Raw genomic sequence first — 20141 nt, forward strand, 5'->3', positions numbered from 1 at the left:
CTTGGCCGGTGACCGATCGCGATCCCAGCCCCCGCCCCTCGCTCGACGACCTGGTCGGGGAGTGGCTGACCCTCCCCGACGTCGCGGAGGCGCTCGGCACCGACGTCGGCAAGGTGCGCCGGATCGTGCAGGAGCGCCGCGTTGTCGGCGTGAAGCGCGGTGAGCGCACGACGTTCCAGATCCCCGCGCGATTCCTCGTGCCGCTGCACCTCGTCGATCCGGCGAACGCCGGACGCCCGGACGACCGGGGCCGGGTCGGCGTCCTGTCGAGCCTGCAGGGCACGATCGTCGTCCTCTCGGACGCCGGGTTCGGCGACGCCGAGATCCTCGAGTGGCTGTTCACCCCGCACGACGAGCTCGGCGAGCCCCCGTTCGACACGCTCCTCAGCGGCCACAAGGCGCGGGTGCGCCGGGCTGCCCAGTCGGAGCTCTGACCCGGACCGCCCGATCCTGCCGTGCCCCCTGACCGGCTCCTCAAGGTCGTGTCAGGCGGTGCGCTCGACCGCGGCCCGCGCGAGCAGCCCGAGCATCGTGGACCCCGGCTCGGCGAGCCGCGCGCGGGAGAGCGCTGCCGCCGCCCGGTCGGTGAGCTCGGCGATGAGCGACTCCACGGCGTCGCGCGCACCGGTCTCGACGAGCACGGCGCGCAGGTCCTCGACGGTGCCCGCGTCGAGGTCGGGGTCGCCCAGGTGCGTCAGCAGGAGGTCGCGCTGCGCGGGCGTCGCCGCGGCGAGCGCGCGCACGACGAGCACGGTGCGCTTGCCCTCGCGCAGGTCGTCGCCCGCGGGCTTGCCGGTGACGCGTGCGTCGCCGAACACGCCGAGCACGTCGTCGCGGAGCTGGAACGCCTCGCCGACGGGCAGGCCGAACGCGCTCGTCGCGGCGACCGCGTCGTCGTCGGCGCCGGCGAGCGCCGCGCCGAGCGCGATGGGGTGCTCGACGCTGTAGCGCGCCGACTTCGAGCGGATCACGGCGCGCGCACGCTCCTCGTCGGTCGCGGGGTCGTCACCCCACGGCAGCACCTGCGCCTGCACGTCGAGGTACTGCCCGACGATCACCTCGGTCTGCATGCGACCGAAGACGCCGCGCGAGCGCGTCGCGACGTCGGCGGGGAGGGCGTCGATCGCGTCGCCCAGCTCGCGGTGGCTCGCGATGAGGGCGAGGTCGCCGAGCAGGATCGCGGCGTTCTCGCCGTAGCGGTCGGCGTCGCCCGACCAGCCGAGCCCGCGGTGCCGCGCCCCGAACGCGCGGTGCGCGGTCGGGTGGCCGCGCCGGGTGTCCGAGGAGTCCATGACGTCGTCGTGGAACAGCGCCGCCGCCTGGAAGAGCTCGAGCGCTGCGCCCGCGCGCAGCACGACGTCACGGTGCGGGCCCTCCGGGTCGCCGCCGTGCGCCCGCCAGGACCAGTAGCAGAACGCGGCTCGCAGTCGCTTCCCGCCCGCGAGCAGCTCGTCGGTCGCGTCGGAGAGAGGGTCGGCGTCCGGGTGCGTGGAGGAGAGCTCGGCGCGCAGCGCGACCGTCGAGACGCGCAGCGCCTCGTCGACCCCGGCGCGCACCCCCTCCGCGTCGACGAGCGCGCTCGGGCTCGTGTCGGTGAGGTCCGCGGTCCCCGGGGCGTGCGGGACGGGAGAGGGCGAGGTCGACGGCGACGGGTTCGGCACGGGAGCAGCCTAAGCGGTGCCACCCGTCGGTGGCGCCGTGCCCGCGCCGACGTCTCTCAGCCCGCGACGACCTGCCCGCTGATCGTCACGAGGCGCTCGGACTCGTCGTCGAAGACCCCGACGGCGAGAGACTCGGTGGGTGCCTCCGGCGCCGGTGTGCGGACGAAGGTCGTGAGCGACGTGAGCGCGCTGGGTACGCTCGACGGCGACACGACGAACCCGGCGGTGCCGAGCGCGTCGGTGTAGTAGGCGGTGAGGGCGTCGACGGTCTCGTCCGACCGCAGGTTGAGGGTGACCTCGACCAGCGCGCCGTCCTGCGAGGGCCGGGCGGAGCTCGCGAGCACCTGGGAACCCGGTGGGACCGTGACGAGCTCGGCGGGGAAGCCCTCGACGAGGTCCCCGACGGCCGACGCGGCGTCGTACTGCGGCAGCGGCGTCCCCGGCGCGCCTGCCGCCGCGTCCGGGGACTCCTGCGCGTCGCGCGCGGCGGCGGCGCCCTGGACGTCGTCGAGGTTCGGCTGACAACCCCCGAGCGTCACGCCCAGGAGCCCGGCGGCGAGCAGGGCGGCGCCCCGCTCGTGGAGAGCCTGCGTCCGGGGGGCGCGAGCCCGGCTTCGTGGTGGCACGCGCACACCGTAGTCATCCGGACGCCCGTGAGCCACCACCGGCGTCGTGGGTAGACCACAAGAGCGCGGCGTCGCGTGGCGACGCCCCGGCCGTCCACAGGTGCCGCCACGACGGCTCCGTCGCGCGCCGGGACGGGCTGTGATGGGTGCATGACCACCCTCATCCGGGCCCAGGGCCCGCGCGACCTGCTCGCCTACGTCCCGTACCGGCTCGGCTACCGGCCCCGGGACAGCGTCGTCCTCGTCGGGCTCCGGCCGCCGCGCGGTCGCATCGGTCTCGTCGTGCGCGTGGACGTCTCCGACGTCGCGGAGCTCGAGCACGGCCCGCAGCTCGCCCGCACCCTCGTCGGGCACCTCGTCGCCGACGGCGCGCAGCGGACCGTCCTCGTCGTCTACACGGACGCCCCGCTGCGAGCGGACGGTGCTGCCGCCACCCCCGTGCGAGCCGCCGTCGAGCACTGCCGCGACGCGGTCGAGCCCCTGCACGGGCCGGTGGACGTCTGGGTGGTGTCGTCGACCGGCTGGTACGCGCTCGACTGCCGGGAGGACGACTGCTGCCCACCGGGCGGACGGCCCCTCCACGAGCTCGAGTCGAGCGAGGTCGGCGCGCACATGGTTCTCGCGGGCACCGCGCTCGCGGACTCGCGCGAGGCGGCGCTCCGGATCCCTCGGGCTCCCGCCGACGCCCGGCGCCGCGCCGCGCGCGCGGCGCGCCGGGTGCAGGATCGCGCTCCGGCGCCCGAGGGCGGCCGGCCGGGGGCGTCGGGCGACGCCGCCTGCCTGGCGGAGTGGCGCTCGGCGGTCGACCTGGCGGCCGCGTCCGCCCGCACCGCCGGGTCTCCTACGGCGGGGTCGGTGCCCGCCACCGTCCTCGGGCGGCTCGCCGCGGGTCTCGGCTCCGTCCCCGTCCGCGACGCGGTGCTCGTCTCGCTCGTGCCCGGGACGCGCGACCTGGCCGACCGCACGGTGCGTGGTGGTGACGTCGACGCGGGGACGGGTCGGGCGATCGCCGCGCTCGTCGACCCGGTGGCGGGGGTCGCGCCGGACCCGGCGGTGACCGACCCCGCCCGAGCCGTCCTGGAAGCCGTGGTGGGCCACGCGCCCCGCGGGTGCACGGCGCCGGCGCTGACGCTGCTCGCGCTCGTCGCGTGGTGGCACGGTGACGGCGGCCGCGCGGGGCGCCGGCTCGAGGAGGCGCTCGCCGAGGACCCGACGTACCGGCTCGCCCTGCTGCTGTCGAGCGCGCTCGACGCCGGGGTGCCGCCGGGTTGGATCCGAGGCGACGTGCGCGCCGGCGCGGGCGGGTTCGGGTAGGTTCGACCGCAACACGACCTGCGGCCGACCTCCCCGCGGCCGGCCGCACCCACGAGCAGTTCCCGGAGGACACATGAGCGTCGTCGTCGCGCACCTGAGCACGCCCGAGGGTCGCGAGGCCCTCGACAGCGCGGCCACCGAGGCCGTCCGTCGCGGCACGGAGCTCGTGGTCGTCGTGACCGAGGGGTCGACGGCGACCCCGGAGCTCGTCGCCGCGCACGAGGACGACCTGCGCCGCGTCGAGGAGCGTCTCGCCGGGACGGGGGCGTCGTTGCGCCGTGAGCAGGGCACGTCCGACCTCGCCGACGACCTGGTGAGCGCGGCGGAGCGCGCGTCCGCAGACCTCATCGTCATCGGTCTGCGACGGCGCAGCCCGGTCGGCAAGCTGATCCTGGGGACCAACGCGCAGCGCATCCTGCTCGACGCCCCGTGCCCGGTCCTCGCGGTGAAGCCCGAACGGTCCACGGGGGCCTGAGCGGGTCGCCCGGCGGCGGGCGGGGCGCCGTCGCGCCTGGTCGCGGGGCGAGGGCACGGGCACGGGCACGGGTCGGGGAACCGGGAATCTTCGCGGGCGTCCGCCCGTTGTACAGGCCAGGACCCGGGTGACGGACGTCGCCGCGACGTGGTGTGCGGACCGCCGCGAGGAGGTCAGGTCCGACATCACCCCGTGTCGCGGCGTCCGGTGCACGGATCGCCGGTACAATATAGGTATCCGCCAGAGCCCGACGACTCACCGTGAGAGTCCACGAGAAGCCTGACTTCACGGTTCACGTCCCCGCTCCGGCGGCCCTACCGCCCCCCATGATTGCCGAAAGGTCGGTTTGTGGCGCCCTCAACCCCGATTTCCGCACTCCCGCGAGAGTTCGAGCACCCCGCCCTGCAGGAGCTCCTGCGGCGCGGCAGCGCGAACGGTCGCGTCGACGCCGAGAGCTTCCGCACCGCGTGCGAGCAGGCCGCCGTCAACGACGCCAAGCGGCTGAAGGCGGTCTTCCGCGCGCTCGCAGGCGCCGGCGTCGAGGTCGACATCCCGACCACGACGAAGGTCGCCGCCGCGGCGTCGCCGCGCAGCACCACGACGGCGCGCGCGAAGTCCGCCGCCGCCACGAAGCCGACGTCGGCGACGACGAAGCGCGCGACGACCACGACCAAGGCTGCCCCGGCGGCCGAGGGCGACGCCGCCGAGGCCGAGTCGTCCACCGGCCCCGCGAAGCCTGCCGCGCGCAGGACCGCGGCGAAGACTCCCGCCAAGGCGAAGGCCACGCCCGCGCGCGCCAAGAAGAAGGACGACGCCGAGGACGACGCCGACGTCGAGGTCGAGGACCTCGAGATCGACGTGACCGAGGACGAGGAGGCCGCCGACCAGGGCGCCAAGAAGCCCGCCGCCGGCGCCGCGACCGACGAGCCCGAGGAGACGGGCTTCGTCGTGTCGGACGCGGACGAGGACGACGCCCCGGTCCAGCAGGTCGTCACCGCCGGTGCGACCGCGGACCCGGTCAAGGACTACCTGAAGCAGATCGGCAAGGTCGCGCTGCTGAACGCTGAGCAGGAGGTCGAGCTCGCGAAGCGGATCGAGGCCGGCCTGTTCGCGGAGGAGAAGCTCGCGGCCGAGGGTGACGACCTGGACCGCAAGCTCAAGCGTGAGCTGCAGTGGATCGCGCACGACGGCAAGCGGGCGAAGAACCACCTGCTGGAGGCGAACCTGCGTCTGGTGGTGTCGCTGGCCAAGCGGTACACGGGTCGTGGGATGCTGTTCCTGGACCTGATCCAGGAGGGCAACCTGGGCCTGATCCGTGCGGTCGAGAAGTTCGACTACACCAAGGGCTACAAGTTCTCGACGTACGCGACGTGGTGGATCCGCCAGGCGATCACGCGGGCGATGGCGGACCAGGCGCGCACGATCCGTATCCCGGTGCACATGGTCGAGGTCATCAACAAGCTCGCGCGCGTGCAGCGGCAGATGCTCCAGGACCTGGGTCGGGAGCCCACGCCCGAGGAGCTCGCCAAGGAGCTCGACATGACCCCGGAGAAGGTCGTCGAGGTCCAGAAGTACGGCCGTGAGCCCATCTCCCTGCACACGCCGCTGGGCGAGGACGGCGACTCCGAGTTCGGCGACCTCATCGAGGACTCCGAGGCGATCGTCCCGGCCGACGCGGTGAGCTTCACGCTCCTGCAGGAGCAGCTGCACCAGGTGCTCGACACGCTCAGCGAGCGCGAGGCGGGCGTGGTCTCGATGCGGTTCGGCCTGTCCGACGGGCAGCCCAAGACGCTCGACGAGATCGGCAAGGTCTACGGCGTGACGCGTGAGCGCATCCGTCAGATCGAGTCGAAGACGATGTCGAAGCTGCGGCACCCGAGCCGCTCGCAGGTGCTGCGCGACTACCTCGACTGACGTTCCGCCGTCGGCGGTCGGCCCGTGGTCGGCCGCCCGCGGCGAGGAGCGGGAGCGAGACGCGCGAAGGCCCCGAGGAGATCTCCTCGGGGCCTTCGTCGTGTCGTCGGCTGTCGACCTCGGGACCGGGCGGTGGAGGCCGGTCTCGTGGTCCCGCTCTCGCGGGGCAGGTGCCGTGCTCGGCGGTCGTGCGGCGCGTCAGCGCGCGCCGTGCTCCGCGAGCAGCTTGTCGGTCTCGTCCTGGATGGTCGTCGCGAGGTCGGTGTAGGCATCCGCGTGCGCCCGCGCGTGGTGGCCGCAGAACAGCAGCTCGCCGCTCGGCAGGACCACACGGACGTACGCCTGGGCCCCGCAGCGGTCGCAGCGGTCGGCCGCGGTCAGCGGTTCGGTGGTGGTCGTCGTAGCAGTCACGTGAACATCAAACCATCTGCCCCGGAGGATTCGTCCCGCACGGGCCCCGGGTTCGCTACCCGCGAAGCCTCGAGGGCCCGGCGCGAGGACCGGCGCTCGGCCCGAGCGCGGACCAGCGGCGGGGGAGCGCAACGGTGTGGGCGCGCTCGTCTAGGCTTGCCGCCGTGACGACCACCTCCGCTGAGTCCAGCTACACCGCTCGGCACCTGTCCGTGCTCGAGGGCCTCGAGGCCGTGCGCAAGCGCCCGGGCATGTACATCGGGACCACCGACTCGCGCGGTCTCATGCACTGCCTGTGGGAGATCATCGACAACTCCGTCGACGAGGCGCTGGCCGGCAACTGCTCCAAGATCCTCGTCGTGCTGCACGCCGACTCGTCCGTGACGGTCGAGGACGACGGCCGCGGCATCCCCGTGGACATCGAGCCCAAGACCGGCCTGTCCGGCGTCGAGGTCGTCTTCACCAAGCTGCACGCGGGCGGCAAGTTCGGCGGCGGGTCGTACACCGCGTCGGGCGGCCTGCACGGCGTCGGGGCCTCCGTCGTGAACGCTCTGTCCTCGCGCCTGGACGTCGAGGTGGACCGCGGTGGCAAGACGCACCGCATGACGTTCCACCGCGGCGAGCCGGGCGTCTTCACGGACCCGAGGACCGGCCCGACGCCGGACGCCCCGTTCGAGCCGTTCGTCTCCGGGTCCGAGCTCGCGGTCGTCGGGAAGACGAAGCGCGGCGTCACGGGCACGCGCGTCCGGTACTGGGCGGACCGCCAGATCTTCCTCAAGACCGCGGTGTTCTCCTACGACGAGCTCGTCACGCGCGTGCGCCAGACGACGTTCCTCGTCCCCGGGCTCGAGATCACCGTGCGCGACGAGCGCGGGGTCCCCGGGACGCCGGGGGAGTCCGGGCCGCACGAGGAGACGTTCGTGCACACCGGAGGGTCGGTCGACTTCGTCGACTTCCTCGCGCCGGACACGCCCGTCACGGCGACGTGGCACCTCACGGGCTCGGGGTCGTTCACCGAGACCGTCCCGGTGCTGGACGACCGCGGCCACATGACGCCCCAGGCCGTGCAGCGCGACTGCGAGGTCGACGTCGCGCTGCGCTGGGGCACGGGGTACGAGACCGAGGTCCGCAGCTTCGTCAACATCATCGCCACGCCCAAGGGCGGCTCCCACCTCGGCGGGTTCGAGCAGGGCCTGCTCAAGGTGCTGCGCAAGTCCGTCGAGACCAACGCGCGCCGCCTCAAGGTCTCGACCAAGGACGCCTCCGAGCGCATCGAGAAGGACGACGTCCTCGCGGGCCTGACCGCCGTCGTGACGGTCCGCCTCGCCGAGCCGCAGTTCGAGGGCCAGACCAAGGAAGTCCTCGGCACGGCGCCCGTGCGCGGCATCGTGACCCGCGTGGTGGAGAAGGAGCTCAACGCGCTCCTCACGTCGACCAAGCGCGACGAGAAGACGCAGGCCGCGCTGCTGCTCGACAAGGTCGTGGCCGAGATGCGGGCGCGCATCACCGCGCGCAAGCAGAAGGAGATCTCGCGCCGCAAGAACGCGCTCGAGACGTCGTCCCTGCCGGCCAAGCTCGTCGACTGCCGCAGCGACGACGTCGAGCGCAGCGAGCTGTTCATCGTCGAGGGCGACAGCGCGCTCGGCACCGCACGCCTCGCGCGCAGCTCCGACTTCCAGGCGCTCCTGCCGATCCGCGGCAAGATCCTCAACGTGCAGAAGGCGTCCGTGAGCGACATGCTCCGCAACGCCGAGTGCACCGCGATCATCCAGGTGCTCGGGGCCGGCTCGGGGCGGTCGTTCGACCTCGAGGCCGCGCGCTACGGCAAGATCGTGCTCATGACGGACGCCGACGTCGACGGCGCCCACATCCGCACGCTGCTGCTCACGCTCTTCTACCGGTACATGAAGCCGCTGGTGGAGGCCGGCCGTGTGTTCGCGGCGGTGCCGCCGCTGCACCGCATCGAGGTCATCGGCGCCGGCCGGCGCAAGAACGAGTACATCTACACCTACTCGGAGGCCGAGCTCGCCGCGACCCTCAAGAGGCTCGACAGGGCCGGGCGCCGCTACAAGGAGGACATCCAGCGGTACAAGGGCCTGGGGGAGATGGACGCCGACCAGCTCGCGGAGACGACGATGGACCCGCGCCACCGCACGCTGCGCCGCGTCACGGCCGAGCACGCCGAGGCGGCCGAGCGCGTGTTCGAGCTGCTCATGGGCAGCGACGTCGCGCCGCGCAAGGAGTTCATCGTCGCGGGCGCGGCCGAGCTGGACCACGCACGCATCGACGTCTGACGGCCGTCGGACCGCTCGACGCACCACCGGGCGGTCGCTGGCGACGCTGCCCACGCCCGCTCCGTGCCCGGCAGGTCGCAACCGCCTGCCGAGGCCGCGCCGTCCGGCAGGCGGGCGACCGTGCACGGAGACGCGACGGGTCTCTACCCTGGGGACGTGACCCTGCGAACGCTCCGCGACGCCTCCGCGCGCCCGCTCACCGCCCTGACCGCCGCCCTGCTCACCGCGGGCCTCCTGGCCGGGTGCTCGTCGAGCGACGAGCCCACCGCCGACCCCACGTCCGCCTCCGGGTCGACCGCGACCGAGGAGACGAGCGCGCCCGCCGACGAGGCGACGGACGAGTCCGGCGAGGCGCAGGACGCGCCCGAGTTCTCCTACGCGGGCCGGGAGGGTGCCGTGGCGCTCGACCTGCTGCTCGAGGCCGACCCGTCCGCCCAGGTGACCGGCGAGGGTGAGAACGCGTTCGTCACGGCGATCGACGGTGTCGTGGCCGACCCGGACAGCGAGTTCTGGGCGCTGTACGTCAACGGCGAGATGGCGAGCGTCGGGGCGGGTTCGCTCGAGACGAAGGACGGGGACGAGATCACGTGGAAGCTCGAGACGTTCACCTCGTGACGGGCTCACCCGCCTCGCTGGTGACGCGCTGGTGGCGCCCGGCGCTCGTCGTGGCGCTCGCGGCGCTCGCCGTCATCTGGCGGCTCGTGCGCGCCGACCTCGGTGCGCCGCCGAACCTGGAGCTGGTGACCGCGGCGACGTTCGCGGCGACCATCCTGCTGCGCTCGCGGTGGGCGTTCGTCGTGCCGCTCGCCGTGACCGTCGTGTCCGACGTCGTGCTGGGCAACACCGCGATCGCACTGTTCACGTGGAGCGCCTGGCTCGTCGTCGGGCTGGGCTCGCTGCTCGCGCGGAACACGACCGGCTGGCGGCGCGTGGGCGCGGGCGCGGCGTTCGGCGTCGCGGGCTCGCTCTGGTTCTTCGCGTGGACCAACTTCGGCGTCTGGCTCCAGGGCCGCGGCGTCTGGTACCCGGCGGGAGTCGACGGGCTCGTCGCGAGCTATGTCGCGGGGCTGCCGTTCCTGCGGACCATGCTGCTCGGCAACCTCGTGCTCGTGCCGCTCGTCGCGGCGGGCACGCTGCTCGTGGACCGGCTCGAGGCGTCGCACGGGATGGTCGCGGCCCGACCGGCGTGACCCGCGCGGTAGCGTGGTCCGTGCCGGACGGCCGCTCGGGCTGAGTCGGCGACGGGCTCGGCCGGGCAGGAGGAGGACACCCATGGCGGGACACCGGATCTTCGGGATGAGCTTCGCGAGCATCTACCCGCTCTACGTGACCAAGGTGGAGCGCAAGGGACACTCGACGGACGAGCTCGACCAGGTCATCACCTGGCTGACCGGATACGACGACACCGGCCTGGCGCAGGCGATCGCGGACGAGATCACGCTCGAGGAGTTCTTCGACCGGGCGCCGGCGATGAACCCGAACGCCTCGCTCATCACCGGCGTGATCTGCGGCATCCGCGTCGAGGACATCGAGGATCCGCTCATGCAGAAGATCCGCTACCTCGACAAGCTCGTCGACGAGGTAGCGCGCGGGAAGAAGATGACGTCGATCCTCCGCGGGGAGCCCGCGACTGCCTCGTAGCCGCCCGCCGACTCAGCCGAGCTGTTGCGCGATCCCGACGATGATCCCGCCCGGCCCGCGCAGGTAGCAGAGCCGGTAGGCGTCCTCGTACCGCACGATCTCTCCCAGCACCTCGCCGCCGTGGCTGCCGAGCCGCTCGACCGTGTCGTCGATGTCGTCGACGGCGAACATCACCCGGTGCAGACCCAGCACGTTGGGCGGTGCCGTGCCCAGGCCGAGGTCGAGCGGCGTGGGCGCGTGGTACCGCGTGAGCTCGAGCCGCCCGGGACCGTCGGAGACGCGCATCATCGCGATCTCCGACCGCAGGCCGTCGAGCCCCACGACGCGCTCGGCCCACCTCCCTTCGATCGTCGTCCGGCCCTCGAGCTCCATCCCGAGCTCGGCGAAGAACGCGACGGCCGCGTCGAGGTCGTCGACGACGACGGCGACGTTGTCGAGGCGCTGGAGCGCCATGGGGTGCCTCCTCGGTCCGTGGAAACGGTGATGTCCGGTCCCAGGATCACGCGTCGTGGTCGACGCCGCGCCCTGGTTCGCTCATGTCGCCCGTCCCTGGTGTGCCGTCCGCGAGGCCGTAGCGCAGCAGGACGGTGCCCGTCGGGCTGGGCGCGGGCGGCTCGAGGAGCGTGAGGTTGGTGGGGACGGCGCCGCCGTCGAACACGGACTTGCCGGTGCCCAGCACGATGGGGTGCACCCACAGGTCGAGGCGGTCGAACAGCCTCTCGTGCAGCAGCGTCTGCACCAGGTCGAGGCTGCCGACGACCTTGACGTGCTCGTGGCGGTCGCGGATCTCGCGCACCGAAACCGGCAGGTCCGGGCCGAGCAACGTCGACCCGGCCCACGACAGGTCGGGCGTGCCGCGCGACGCGACGTACTTGGGGATGCGGTTGAACAGGGCGGCGAAGTCGTCGTCCTGCCCGCCCTCCTGGAACGGCCAGTACGACGCGAAGATGTCGTACGTGCGCCGCCCGAGCAGCAGCGCGTCGGTGCCCTCGTACGCCGCGGCGATCTGCGCGCCCGCGACGTCGTCGAGCAACGGCGCCTGCCAGCCGCCGAACGCGAACCCGCCCTCCGGGTCCTCTTCCGGCCCGCCGGGCGCCTGCCCGACGAGGTCGAGGGTCGTGAACAGCTCGATCTCGATGGATCCCATGGTCGTCTCCAGGTCGGCTCATCGTCTCGGTCCAGGGGTAGACCGCGTGGTTCCGGGGAACTCATCGAGCAGGGGAGCGAGCGACGGCTGCGCCGACGTGTCGCATCCCACAGCGTGTGGTTGGAACGGCGGGGATCCGCCGAGCGTCCTACGCTCAAGGACGCGGGAGTGGGCGGCACCAGCCGCTGCCCCCGCCCGGCGCGGTCGCGCGGCCGCGCCGGCGGTCACGCGCCCCCGGTCGTCTCGTCGCTGAGCCGGACGCTGGTGCGTCCGGCCGTCTGGAGATCGTGTGTCAGGAAACGCCACCACCAGGTTCACCAACGTCGCCTTGCTGTCCGTCACCAGCCGGCTCCCCACCGGCGTGCGGACGTCTGCCGAGGTGCAGGAGCGTCTCGCTCCCGCGCTGCGACGGCTGGGCCTGCCGTCCACGCTGCTGCAACGTGTGGCGGGCGTGCACGAGCGGCGCGCCTGGACCGCCCAGGAGGACGTCGACGCCGCCACGGTCGCCGCGGGGCAGGAGGCGCTGCACGCCGCCGGGGTGGACCCGAGCGACGTCGGGCTCCTGATCAACACGTCGGTCACGCGCAAGCACCTCGAGCCGTCGGTCGCGGTGCGGCTGCACCACGGGCTCGACCTGCCGTCGTCGGCCACCAACTTCGACGTCGCCAACGCGTGCCTCGGCTTCATCAACGGCATGAGCCTCGCGGCGGGCATGATCGAGTCCGGCCAGATCCGCTACGCGGTCGTCGTCGACGGCGAGGACGCCGACATCATCCACGACCGCACGATCGAGCGGCTGCTGCGCGAGGATCGGGACCGCGACGACTTCATGCAGGAGTTCGCCTCGCTCACGCTCGGCTCCGGCTCGGCCGCCGCCGTGCTGGGCCGCGCCGACGAGCACCCGCGCGCCCACCGCGTGCTCGGTGGAGTCACCCGCGCCGCGACCCGGTTCCACGACCTGTGCGTGGGCAGCACGGAGGGCATGTTCACCGACGCGAAGGCGCTGCTTGAGGGCGGCCTCGAGCTCGTCGTGGACGCCTGGAAGGACGCCGTCGCCGACTGGGACTGGTCGTCCATGGACCGGTACGTCACGCACCAGGTCTCGCGCGTGCACACCGACGCGATCGTCGAGGCGGTGGGCCTGGACCGCTCCCGCGTGCCCACCACGTACGAGCGGTTCGGCAACGTCGGGCCGGCGTCCGTGCCGATCACCCTCGTCGAGGAGCAGGACACGCTGAGCGCGGGCGACCGCGTGCTGCTCATGGGCGTGGGCTCGGGCATCAACACGGCGATGCTGGAGCTGGCCTGGTGACCGGGCCCGCCCTCACCTCCGTGACCGACTCCCTCGCGCGCCCCGCCCGCACCGTCCCGCACGGGCTGCCCGGCCTGGAACCGCGGTACAGCCACGTGCTGCGCGACGCCCGGGGCGCGACGTGGCACTACCTCGACACGGGCCCCGAGCTCGAGCGGCACGGTGTCGCGCCCGTCGGCACCGTGCTCGCCGTGCACGGCAACCCCACGTGGTCCTACCTGTGGCGGGGGCTCGTGACCGACTCCGTCGCCGCCGCCCAGGGCGGCCGTGCGGCGTGGCGCGTCGTCGCCGTCGACCAGCTCGAGATGGGGTTCTCCGCCCGCACGGGCGAGCACCGCCCGCTCGCCCGCCGCGTCGCCGACCTGGGTGCCTTCACCGACGCCCTCGGCCTCGCCGGGCCCGTCGTCACGCTCGGTCACGACTGGGGCGGCGTCGTCTCCCTCGGCTGGGCCGTCGACCACCCCGACCTCCTCGCCGGCGTCGCGCTGCTCAACACGGCCGTGCACCAGCCCGACGGAGCCCCGGTGCCCGCGCCCCTGCGCCTCGCGCTCGCCGGCCCCGTGCACCGGCTCGGCACCCGCACGACGCCCGCCTTCCTCGACACGACGCTCGCCTTGGCGCGGCCACGGCTGGCTGCCGACGTCGCGGACGCCTACCGGCTGCCCTACCGCGCCGCGCACGACCGCGACGGGATCGAGGGCTTCGTCGCCGACATCCCCGTCGACGCGACGCACTCCAGCGCGCCCGAGCTCGACCGCATCGCCGACGGCGTCACACGGCTCCGCGTGCCCGCCGTGCTGCTGTGGGGACCGCACGACCCGGTGTTCTCCGACCGCTACCTCGACGACCTCGCGCGGCGACTGCCGCACGCGCACGTGCATCGCTTCGCGGACGCCGGCCATCTCGTCGGCGAGGACGCGGACTGGACTCCTGCCGTCCTCGGGTGGCTCGGGAGCGAGGTCCTGTCGGGTGCCGATGCCGGTGGTGGCGCCGACCCTTCTGCGCGCGACGACCGCCGTTCGTTCGTGCCGCTGTGGGCGGGGCTGGACGCGCGCGCGGAGGACGACGCGCCCGCGGTGCTGGACATGGCGGCGACCGGTACCGACGGCTCCGCCCGGGCCGTGAGCTGGCGGGCGCTGGACCGGCAGGTGCGGCGGGTGGCCGCGGGGCTGCACGCGATCGGGGTGCGTCGGGGCGACCGGGTGTCGCTGCTGGTGGAACCGGGGCCCACGCTGACCGCGCTCGTCTACGCGTGCCTGCGGATCGGGGCCGTCGTGGTGGTCGCCGACGCCGGGCTCGGGGTCCGCGGGCTCACCCGCGCCCAGCGCGGGGCGTGGCCGCGGTTCGTCGTCGCGCAGACCAAGGGGCTGGCCGCTGCGCGCGCGCTCGGCTGGCCCGGCGTGCGGATCTCGGCCGACCCGCTCGCGCCCGCCGTCCGTCGGGCGCTGGGCGTGACGCACGAGCTCGTCGACGTCGCACGCGCCGGGGAGGGCGCGACGCTGCCGTCCGAGCCCGGACCCGACGACGAGGCAGCCGTGCTGTTCACGTCCGGGTCCACGGGCCCGGCCAAGGGCGTCGTGTACTCGCACGCCCAGCTCTCCGCGCTGCGCGACACGCTCGGCGAGCACTTCGACGTCGGCCCCGACACCGGGCTCGTCACCGGCTTCGCCCCGTTCGCGCTGCTCGGGCCCGCGCTCGGCACCCGGTCGGTGACGCCGCGCATGGACGTCTCCTCGCCGCGCACGCTCACCGCCCGGGCGGTCGCCGACGCCGTGCGCGCGTCGGACGCGCGCATCGTGTTCCTCTCGCCCGCCGCGATCCTCAACGTGGTCGCGACCGCCGACGCGCTCGACGCCGCCGACCGCACCGCCCTCGCGCGCGTGCGCACGTTCCTCTCCACAGGTGCGCCGATCTCGGCCGAGCTGCTCGGCTCGGCCGCCGAGCTCATGCCCGCCGCCACCGCGCACACCCCGTACGGGATGACGGAGTGCCTGCTGGTCACGGACGTCACGCTCGACGGCATCCGCGACGCCGCCGCGGCCCCGGACGCGGGCGTGTGCGTGGGCCGCCCCGTGCCCGGTGCGGCGGTGCTCGTCAGCGCGCTCGACGACGACGGCGCCGCGACCGGCGCGCCGTCGGCCACGCCTGGCGTGCTCGGCGAGGTCCTCGTGCGGGCCGGGCACCTCAAGGAACGCTACGACCGGCTGTGGCTCACCGACCAGGCCGCCGAGCGCGGCACCCCGCCCGGACGCTGGCACCGCACCGGCGACGTCGGACACCTCGACGCGCACGGCCGACTGTGGATCGAGGGTCGGCGCGGGCACGTGCTCCGCACCGCCGACGGCCCGCTGGCACCCGTGGGTCCGGAACAGCACGTGGAGCGGGTGGCACAGGTACGGCGGGCCGCCGTCGTCGGCGTCGGCCCCGCGGGCCTGCAGCAGGCGGTCGCCGTGGTCGAGACCGTGTCCGGCGCCCGGCGCCCCGGGCTGGCGTCCGAGGCGCTCACCGCCGCTGTGCGCGCCGCGTCGCCCGTGGCGCTCGCGGCCGTGCTCGTGGTGCCGCGCATGCCCACCGACGTGCGGCACAACTCCAAGATCGACCGGGCGCGCCTCGCCGCCTGGGCGGACGGCGTCCTCGCCGGTGGGCGGGTGGGTCAGCCGTGAACGTGCTCGTGACCGGGGCGTCGGGGCTGCTCGGAGGCGCCGTCGCCCGTGCGCTGGTGGCACGCGGCGACGGGGTCCGCACCCTCCAGCGCCGCCCCTCCGGCGTGCCGGGCGCGGAGGACGTCCAGGGGTCCGTGACCGACCCAGCAGCCGTCGCGCGCGCCGTCGAGGGGGTCGACGCGGTCGTGCACCTCGCCGCCAAGGTGTCGCTCGCGGGCGACCCCGCGGAGTTCCACGCCGTGAACGTCGAAGGCACCCGCGCGCTCCTCGACGCGGCCGAACGCGCCGGGGTCGAGCGGTTCGCGCAGGTGTCGTCGCCGTCCGTGGCCCACCTGGGCTCGTCCTTGGTCGGGGCGGGCACGACGCCGGCCGACCCCCGGCACGCGCGCGGCGACTACGCACGCACCAAGGCCGCGGGCGAGCTGCTCACCCTGGGCCGCGACCGCCGTCACCGGCTGGACGGGTCGGGCGAGACCGGACCGAGCGTCGTCGCCGTGCGCCCGCACCTCGTGTGGGGGCCGGGCGACACCCAGCTCGTCGAGCGGGTGCTCGAGCGCGCGGCGGGCGGGCGCCTGCCCCTGCTGGGGCACGGCGCGGCGCTCATCGACACGCTCTACGTGGACAACGCCGCGGACGGCATCCTCGCCGCGCTCGACCGCGCCCACGACGTGCACGGTCGCGCGTACGTGCTGACCAACGGCGAGCCGCGCACCGTCGCCGACCTGCTCACGGGCATCTGCCGGGCGGGCGGCGTCGAGCCACCGCGGTGGCGCGTGCCGGCCGGGGTCGCGCGAACGGCGGGCAGCCTGGTCGAGGCCGTCTGGCGTGTGCGCCCGGGCGCCGACGAGCCGCCGATGACGCGCTTCCTCGCCGAGCAGCTGTCGACCGCACATTGGTTCGACCAGCGTGGCACGCGTCGAGACCTGCGCTGGCGCCCCGCCGTGAGCGTCGATGAAGGGCTGCGGCGCCTGGCCGCGTACTACGGCGGCACCGCCGCCTGACATCGGTCCTTGGTGCCCGTCGAGCCCCGGCGACGGTGCTCGGGCGGAAAGGACGTCAGACGCTGAAGTACTTGGCCTCGGGGTGATGCATGATAAATGCGTCGGTGGATTGCTCCGGGTGGAGCTGGAGCTCCGCGGAGAGCTCGACGCCCACGCGCTCGGGGCGCAGCAGCGCGACGACCTTGGTGCGGTCCTCCATGTCGGGGCAGGCCGGGTAGCCGAGCGAGAAGCGCGCGCCGCGGTACTCGAGCTTGAACATGCCCTCGACCTCGGTCGGGTCCTCGTCGGCAAACCCGAGCTCGGCGCGCACGCGCGAGTGCCACATCTCCGCCAGCGCCTCGGTGAGCTGCACGGACAGGCCGTGCAACTCCATGTACTCGCGGTAGTGGTTCCCCGCGAAGAGCTTGGCCGTGTGCACATCGACCGAGGCGCCCATCGTGACGAGCTGGACGGGCAGCACGTCGTACCGGCCGGTCTCCTCGACCCACGACCGTGGCTTGACGAAGTCGGCGAGGCACAGGTGCCGGTCGCGGCGCTGGCGCGGGAAGGTGAAGCGCAGCCGCTCGGTCCCCGGCTCGCCGTCCGACCCGCCGTCGGGCGCGCCGATGCCCGCGAGCCCGGCACCGTGGTGCGCGACGACGACGTCGTCGCCCTCCGACCACACCGGGAAGTACCCGTACACGACCGACGGGTCGACGACGCCCTCGGTGCGGATCCGCTCGTACCAGGCGTTGAGCCGCGGGCGACCCTCGGTCTCGACGAGCTCCTCGTACGACGCTCCGTCGTCACCCCGGCCGGGCTTGAGCCCCCACTGACCCATGAACGTCGCGCGCTCGTCGAGGAACGCCGCGTACTCGGCGAGCTGGACCCCCTTGACGAGGCGCGTCCCCCAGAACGGGGGAGCGGGCACCGGGTTGTCGGCCGCGACGTCGGACCGCGCGGGCAGGTCCTCGACGGGCGTCTCAGTCACGGTGACCACCGCGTGCCGGCGCTTCTTCAGCGCGGGCAGCCCGACGGCGTCGGGCGACTCGCCGCGAGCGACGCGCACGAGCGGCTCCATGAGGCGCAGACCCTCGAACGCGTCGCGCGCGTACCGGACGACGCCCGGGAACTGGCCCGCGAGGTCGTCCTCGACGTACGTGCGCGTGAGCGCCGCGCCACCGAGCAGGACCGGCCAGCGGCCGGCGAGCCCGCGCGACGCGAGCTCCGCGAGGTTCTCCTTCATCACCACGGTCGACTTCACGAGCAGCCCGGACATGCCGATGACGTCGGCGTCGTGCTCGTCGGCAGCCTCGATCATCGCGGAGATCGGCTGCTTGATGCCGATGTTGACGACCGTGTAGCCGTTGTTGGTGAGGATGATGTCGACAAGGTTCTTGCCGATGTCGTGCACGTCGCCGCGCACTGTCGCGAGCACGATCGTGCCCTTGGACCCGGTCGAGCCCTCGATCTTCTCCATGTGCGGCTCGAGGTACGCGACCGCCGTCTTCATGACCTCGGCGGACTGGAGCACGAAGGGGAGCTGCATCTCGCCGCGCCCGAACAGGTCGCCCACGACCTTCATGCCCTCGAGCAGGTGGTCGTTGACGATCTCGAGCGCCTTGATCCCGGACGCCATCGCCGCATCGAGGTCCTCCTCGAGACCCTTGCGCGCGCCGTCGACGATCCGCCGCTCCAGTCGCTCGCCGACGGGGAGCGCCGCGAGCTCCGCCGCGCGCTGGTCCTTGAGCGCCGCCGAGTCCACGCCGTCGAACAGCTCGAGCAGCCGGGCGAGCGGGTCGTGCACGAGGTTCCCCTCGTCGTCGTACCGCCGCCGGTCCCACACGAGGTCGAGCGCGGCCTCGCGCTGCTCGTCGGGGATCTGGGCGAGGGGGAGGATCTTCGCGGCGTGCACGATCGCGGAGTCCAGCCCGGCCTCGACGGCCTCGTGGAGGAACACGGAGTTGAGCACGGTGCGCGCCGCGGGGTTGAGGCCGAACGACACGTTGGAGACGCCGAGCGTCGTGTGGATGCCGGGGTAGCGGCGCGTGATCTCGCGGATCGCCTCGATCGTCTCGATCGCGTCGCGGCGCGTCTCCTCCTGGCCGGTGGCGATGGGGAACGTCAGGGCGTCGACGATGATGTCGTCGACCCGCATGCCCCAGTCGCGCGTGAGCGTCTCGACGAGCCGCGTCGCGATCTCCACCTTGCCCGACGCGGTGCGCGCCTGGCCCTCCTCGTCGATCGTCAGCGCGACGACGGCCGCCCCGTGCTCGACGACGTGCGGCATGATCCGCGCGAACCGCGACGTCGGCCCGTCGCCGTCCTCGAAGTTCACCGAGTTCACCACGGCGCGCCCGCCCACGAGCTCGAGCCCCGCAGCGATGACCTCGGGCTCGGTCGAGTCGATGACGAGCGGGAGCGTCGAGGCGCTCGCGAGGCGCGAGACGACCTGCTTCACGTCCGCGACGCCGTCGCGCCCCACGTAGTCGATGCACACGTCGAGCAGGTGCGCGCCGTCGCGCGTCTGGGCGCGCGCGATCTCGACGCACTCGTCCCAGTTCTCGGCGAGCATCGCCTCGCGGAACGCCTTGGACCCGTTGGCGTTGGTGCGCTCGCCGATCGCGAGGAACGACGCGTCCTGGTGCAGGTCCGTGTGCGAGTACAGGCTCGCGACGCCGTTCTCCCGCTCGGGGTGCCGCTCGACGACGGGTCGGGCGCGCACGGCCTCGACGACGCGGCGCAGGTGCTCGGGCGTGGTGCCGCAGCAGCCCCCGACGAGCCCCAGGCCGAACTCGGTGACGAACTGCGTGTGCGCGGCCGCGAGCTCGTCGGGCGTGAGCGGGTACGTCGCGCCGTTCGGCCCGAGCACGGGCAGACCCGCGTTGGGCATGCACGTCACGGGGATCTCCGCGTGGCGCGACAGGTGGCGCAGGTGCTCGCTCATCTCGGCCGGGCCGGTCGCGCAGTTGAGGCCGATCGCGTCGACGTCGAGCGCCTGGAGGGTCGTCAGCGCGGCCCCGATCTCGGAGCCCATGAGCATGGTGCCCGTGGTCTCGACCGTCACCTGGACGATCACGGGGACCTCGCGCCCGACGTCGCGCATCGCGTTCCGCGACCCCGTCACCGCCGCCTTCGCCTGGAGCAGGTCCTGGCTCGTCTCGACGAGGATCGCGTCGACCCCGCCCTCCAGCAGACCCGCGGCCTGCTCGGTGAACGTGTCGCGCAGGTGCGCGTACGTCGTGTGCCCGAGGCTCGGCAGCTTGGTCCCGGGCCCCATCGAGCCGAGCACCCAGCGCGGCTGCTCGTCGGTCGTGAACGCGTCCGCGCGCTCGCGCGCGATCCGCGCCCCGGCCGCGGCGAGCTCGCGGATGCGGTCGTCGATGTCGTAGTCCGACAGGTTGGACCAGTTGGCCCCGAACGTGTTCGTCTCGATCGCGTCGACCCCGACCTCGAGGTAGGCATCGTGCACCGCGGCGATGATGTCGGGCCGCGAGACGTTGAGGATCTCGTTGCAGCCCTCGAGCCCCTGATAGTCCTCCAGGCTCGGGTCCTGCTCCTGGATCATCGTGCCCATCGCGCCGTCGGCGACCACGACGCGCGAGCGCAGCGCGTCGGCAAGGGCCCGGGAACGGGCGTCGGCGAGGTCCTGGGGTACGACGATCGGCATGCTCGCAGCGTAGATCCCGCGCGCCCGGTCGTG

Annotated in this window: 17 protein-coding genes; 11 read left to right on the forward strand and 6 right to left on the reverse strand. The window is 73.7% G+C overall.

The features are described 5' to 3' along the window. Positions 1 to 8 precede the first annotated feature (8 nt). Entirely contained in the window at positions 9 to 434 is a 426-nt protein-coding gene (locus FIC82_RS10530; protein WP_168731728.1) for an Rv2175c family DNA-binding protein, read from the forward strand. A 51-nt stretch (positions 435 to 485) separates the two neighbouring features. Here the strand turns inward: FIC82_RS10530 and FIC82_RS10535 are convergent, their stop codons facing one another. Further along, entirely contained in the window at positions 486 to 1661 is a 1176-nt protein-coding gene (locus tag FIC82_RS10535; protein WP_168731729.1) for a polyprenyl synthetase family protein, read from the reverse strand. A gap of 56 nt (positions 1662 to 1717) precedes the next feature. Then, a complete protein-coding gene (locus FIC82_RS10540) occupies positions 1718 to 2287 on the reverse strand; it encodes a hypothetical protein (protein ID WP_154798521.1) in 570 nt (189 codons plus the stop codon). Between the two features lie 150 nt (positions 2288 to 2437). On the opposite strand from FIC82_RS10540, the gene FIC82_RS10545 reads away from it, so the two are divergent. From FIC82_RS10545 to FIC82_RS10555, 3 genes are all read left to right on the forward strand, one after another. Then, positions 2438 to 3601 carry a DUF4192 domain-containing protein gene (locus FIC82_RS10545; protein ID WP_154798522.1) on the forward strand — a complete coding sequence of 388 codons (1164 nt, stop codon included), beginning with the start codon at positions 2438 to 2440 and terminating at the stop codon, positions 3599 to 3601. A 73-nt stretch (positions 3602 to 3674) separates the two neighbouring features. Next, positions 3675 to 4076: a universal stress protein gene (locus FIC82_RS10550; RefSeq protein ID WP_154798523.1), complete on the forward strand. Its 402-nt coding sequence runs from the start codon at positions 3675 to 3677 to the stop codon at positions 4074 to 4076. 348 nt (positions 4077 to 4424) lie between these two features. Then, positions 4425 to 5990: an RNA polymerase sigma factor gene (locus tag FIC82_RS10555; protein ID WP_168731730.1), complete on the forward strand. Its 1566-nt coding sequence runs from the start codon at positions 4425 to 4427 to the stop codon at positions 5988 to 5990. 198 nt (positions 5991 to 6188) lie between these two features. Here the strand turns inward: FIC82_RS10555 and FIC82_RS10560 are convergent, their stop codons facing one another. After that, entirely contained in the window at positions 6189 to 6401 is a 213-nt protein-coding gene (locus tag FIC82_RS10560) for a DUF7455 domain-containing protein (protein ID WP_253691037.1), read from the reverse strand. A gap of 164 nt (positions 6402 to 6565) precedes the next feature. On the opposite strand from FIC82_RS10560, the gene FIC82_RS10565 reads away from it, so the two are divergent. The 4 genes from FIC82_RS10565 to FIC82_RS10580 all read left to right on the forward strand — a co-directional run bounded on the left by FIC82_RS10565 (position 6566) and on the right by FIC82_RS10580 (position 10336). Continuing rightward, on the forward strand, positions 6566 to 8695 hold the full coding sequence (locus tag FIC82_RS10565) for a DNA gyrase/topoisomerase IV subunit B (protein ID WP_168731731.1): 2130 nt from the start codon (positions 6566 to 6568) through the stop codon (positions 8693 to 8695). A gap of 156 nt (positions 8696 to 8851) precedes the next feature. Next, positions 8852 to 9310, forward strand: a complete 459-nt coding sequence (locus tag FIC82_RS10570; protein WP_154798525.1) for a DUF4430 domain-containing protein — start codon at positions 8852 to 8854, stop codon at positions 9308 to 9310. Continuing rightward, on the forward strand, positions 9307 to 9885 hold the full coding sequence (locus tag FIC82_RS10575) for a DUF6580 family putative transport protein (RefSeq protein ID WP_168731732.1): 579 nt from the start codon (positions 9307 to 9309) through the stop codon (positions 9883 to 9885). The genes FIC82_RS10570 and FIC82_RS10575 overlap by 4 nt, the downstream gene beginning before the upstream one ends. A gap of 82 nt (positions 9886 to 9967) precedes the next feature. Next, a complete protein-coding gene (locus FIC82_RS10580; protein ID WP_154798526.1) occupies positions 9968 to 10336 on the forward strand; it encodes a DUF2200 domain-containing protein in 369 nt (122 codons plus the stop codon). 12 nt (positions 10337 to 10348) lie between these two features. Here FIC82_RS10580 and FIC82_RS10585 read toward each other — a convergent pair whose 3' ends face one another. Together FIC82_RS10585 and FIC82_RS10590 are read right to left on the reverse strand one after the other, a co-directional pair. Further along, positions 10349 to 10789: a VOC family protein gene (locus FIC82_RS10585; protein ID WP_154798527.1), complete on the reverse strand. Its 441-nt coding sequence runs from the start codon at positions 10787 to 10789 to the stop codon at positions 10349 to 10351. A gap of 46 nt (positions 10790 to 10835) precedes the next feature. Then, positions 10836 to 11483 (reverse strand): dihydrofolate reductase family protein, encoded by a 648-nt coding sequence (locus FIC82_RS10590; protein WP_154798528.1) that lies wholly within the window; start codon positions 11481 to 11483, stop codon positions 10836 to 10838. A gap of 289 nt (positions 11484 to 11772) precedes the next feature. Between FIC82_RS10590 and FIC82_RS10595 the strand changes: the two genes are divergently transcribed. From FIC82_RS10595 to FIC82_RS10605, 3 genes are read left to right on the forward strand one after another with little or no spacing between them, the layout of a single operon-like run. After that, the gene (locus FIC82_RS10595; protein WP_168731733.1) at positions 11773 to 12795 is read left to right on the forward strand and encodes a 3-oxoacyl-ACP synthase III; all 1023 of its coding nucleotides are present in this window, start codon (positions 11773 to 11775) and stop codon (positions 12793 to 12795) included. Further along, positions 12792 to 15458: an alpha/beta fold hydrolase gene (locus tag FIC82_RS10600; protein WP_253691038.1), complete on the forward strand. Its 2667-nt coding sequence runs from the start codon at positions 12792 to 12794 to the stop codon at positions 15456 to 15458. Before FIC82_RS10595 ends, FIC82_RS10600 begins: the two co-directional genes overlap by 4 nt. Further along, positions 15455 to 16459, forward strand: coding sequence for an NAD-dependent epimerase/dehydratase family protein (locus tag FIC82_RS10605; protein ID WP_168731734.1), 1005 nt, complete (start codon positions 15455 to 15457; stop codon positions 16457 to 16459). Before FIC82_RS10600 ends, FIC82_RS10605 begins: the two co-directional genes overlap by 4 nt. A gap of 55 nt (positions 16460 to 16514) precedes the next feature. Here FIC82_RS10605 and metH read toward each other — a convergent pair whose 3' ends face one another. Further along, positions 16515 to 20108, reverse strand: coding sequence for a methionine synthase (gene metH / locus FIC82_RS10610; protein ID WP_154798531.1), 3594 nt, complete (start codon positions 20106 to 20108; stop codon positions 16515 to 16517). Positions 20109 to 20141: the final 33 nt, after the last annotated feature.

Source organism: Cellulosimicrobium protaetiae (assembly GCF_009708005.2).
Taxonomy (GTDB): domain Bacteria; phylum Actinomycetota; class Actinomycetes; order Actinomycetales; family Cellulomonadaceae; genus Cellulosimicrobium; species Cellulosimicrobium protaetiae.

What these genes read in the sequence shown, in the direction of transcription:
- FIC82_RS10545 (WP_154798522.1), top strand. Translation starts at nt 2,438, where the DNA reads ATGACCACCCTCATCCGGGCCCAGGGCCCGCGCGACCTGCTCGCCTAC.
- FIC82_RS10550 (WP_154798523.1), top strand. Translation starts at nt 3,675, where the DNA reads ATGAGCGTCGTCGTCGCGCACCTGAGCACGCCCGAGGGTCGCGAGGCC.
- FIC82_RS10580 (WP_154798526.1), top strand. Translation starts at nt 9,968, where the DNA reads ATGGCGGGACACCGGATCTTCGGGATGAGCTTCGCGAGCATCTACCCG.
- FIC82_RS10585 (WP_154798527.1), bottom strand. Translation starts at nt 10,789, where the DNA reads ATGGCGCTCCAGCGCCTCGACAACGTCGCCGTCGTCGTCGACGACCTC.
- FIC82_RS10590 (WP_154798528.1), bottom strand. Translation starts at nt 11,483, where the DNA reads ATGGGATCCATCGAGATCGAGCTGTTCACGACCCTCGACCTCGTCGGG.
- metH (WP_154798531.1), bottom strand. Translation starts at nt 20,108, where the DNA reads ATGCCGATCGTCGTACCCCAGGACCTCGCCGACGCCCGTTCCCGGGCC.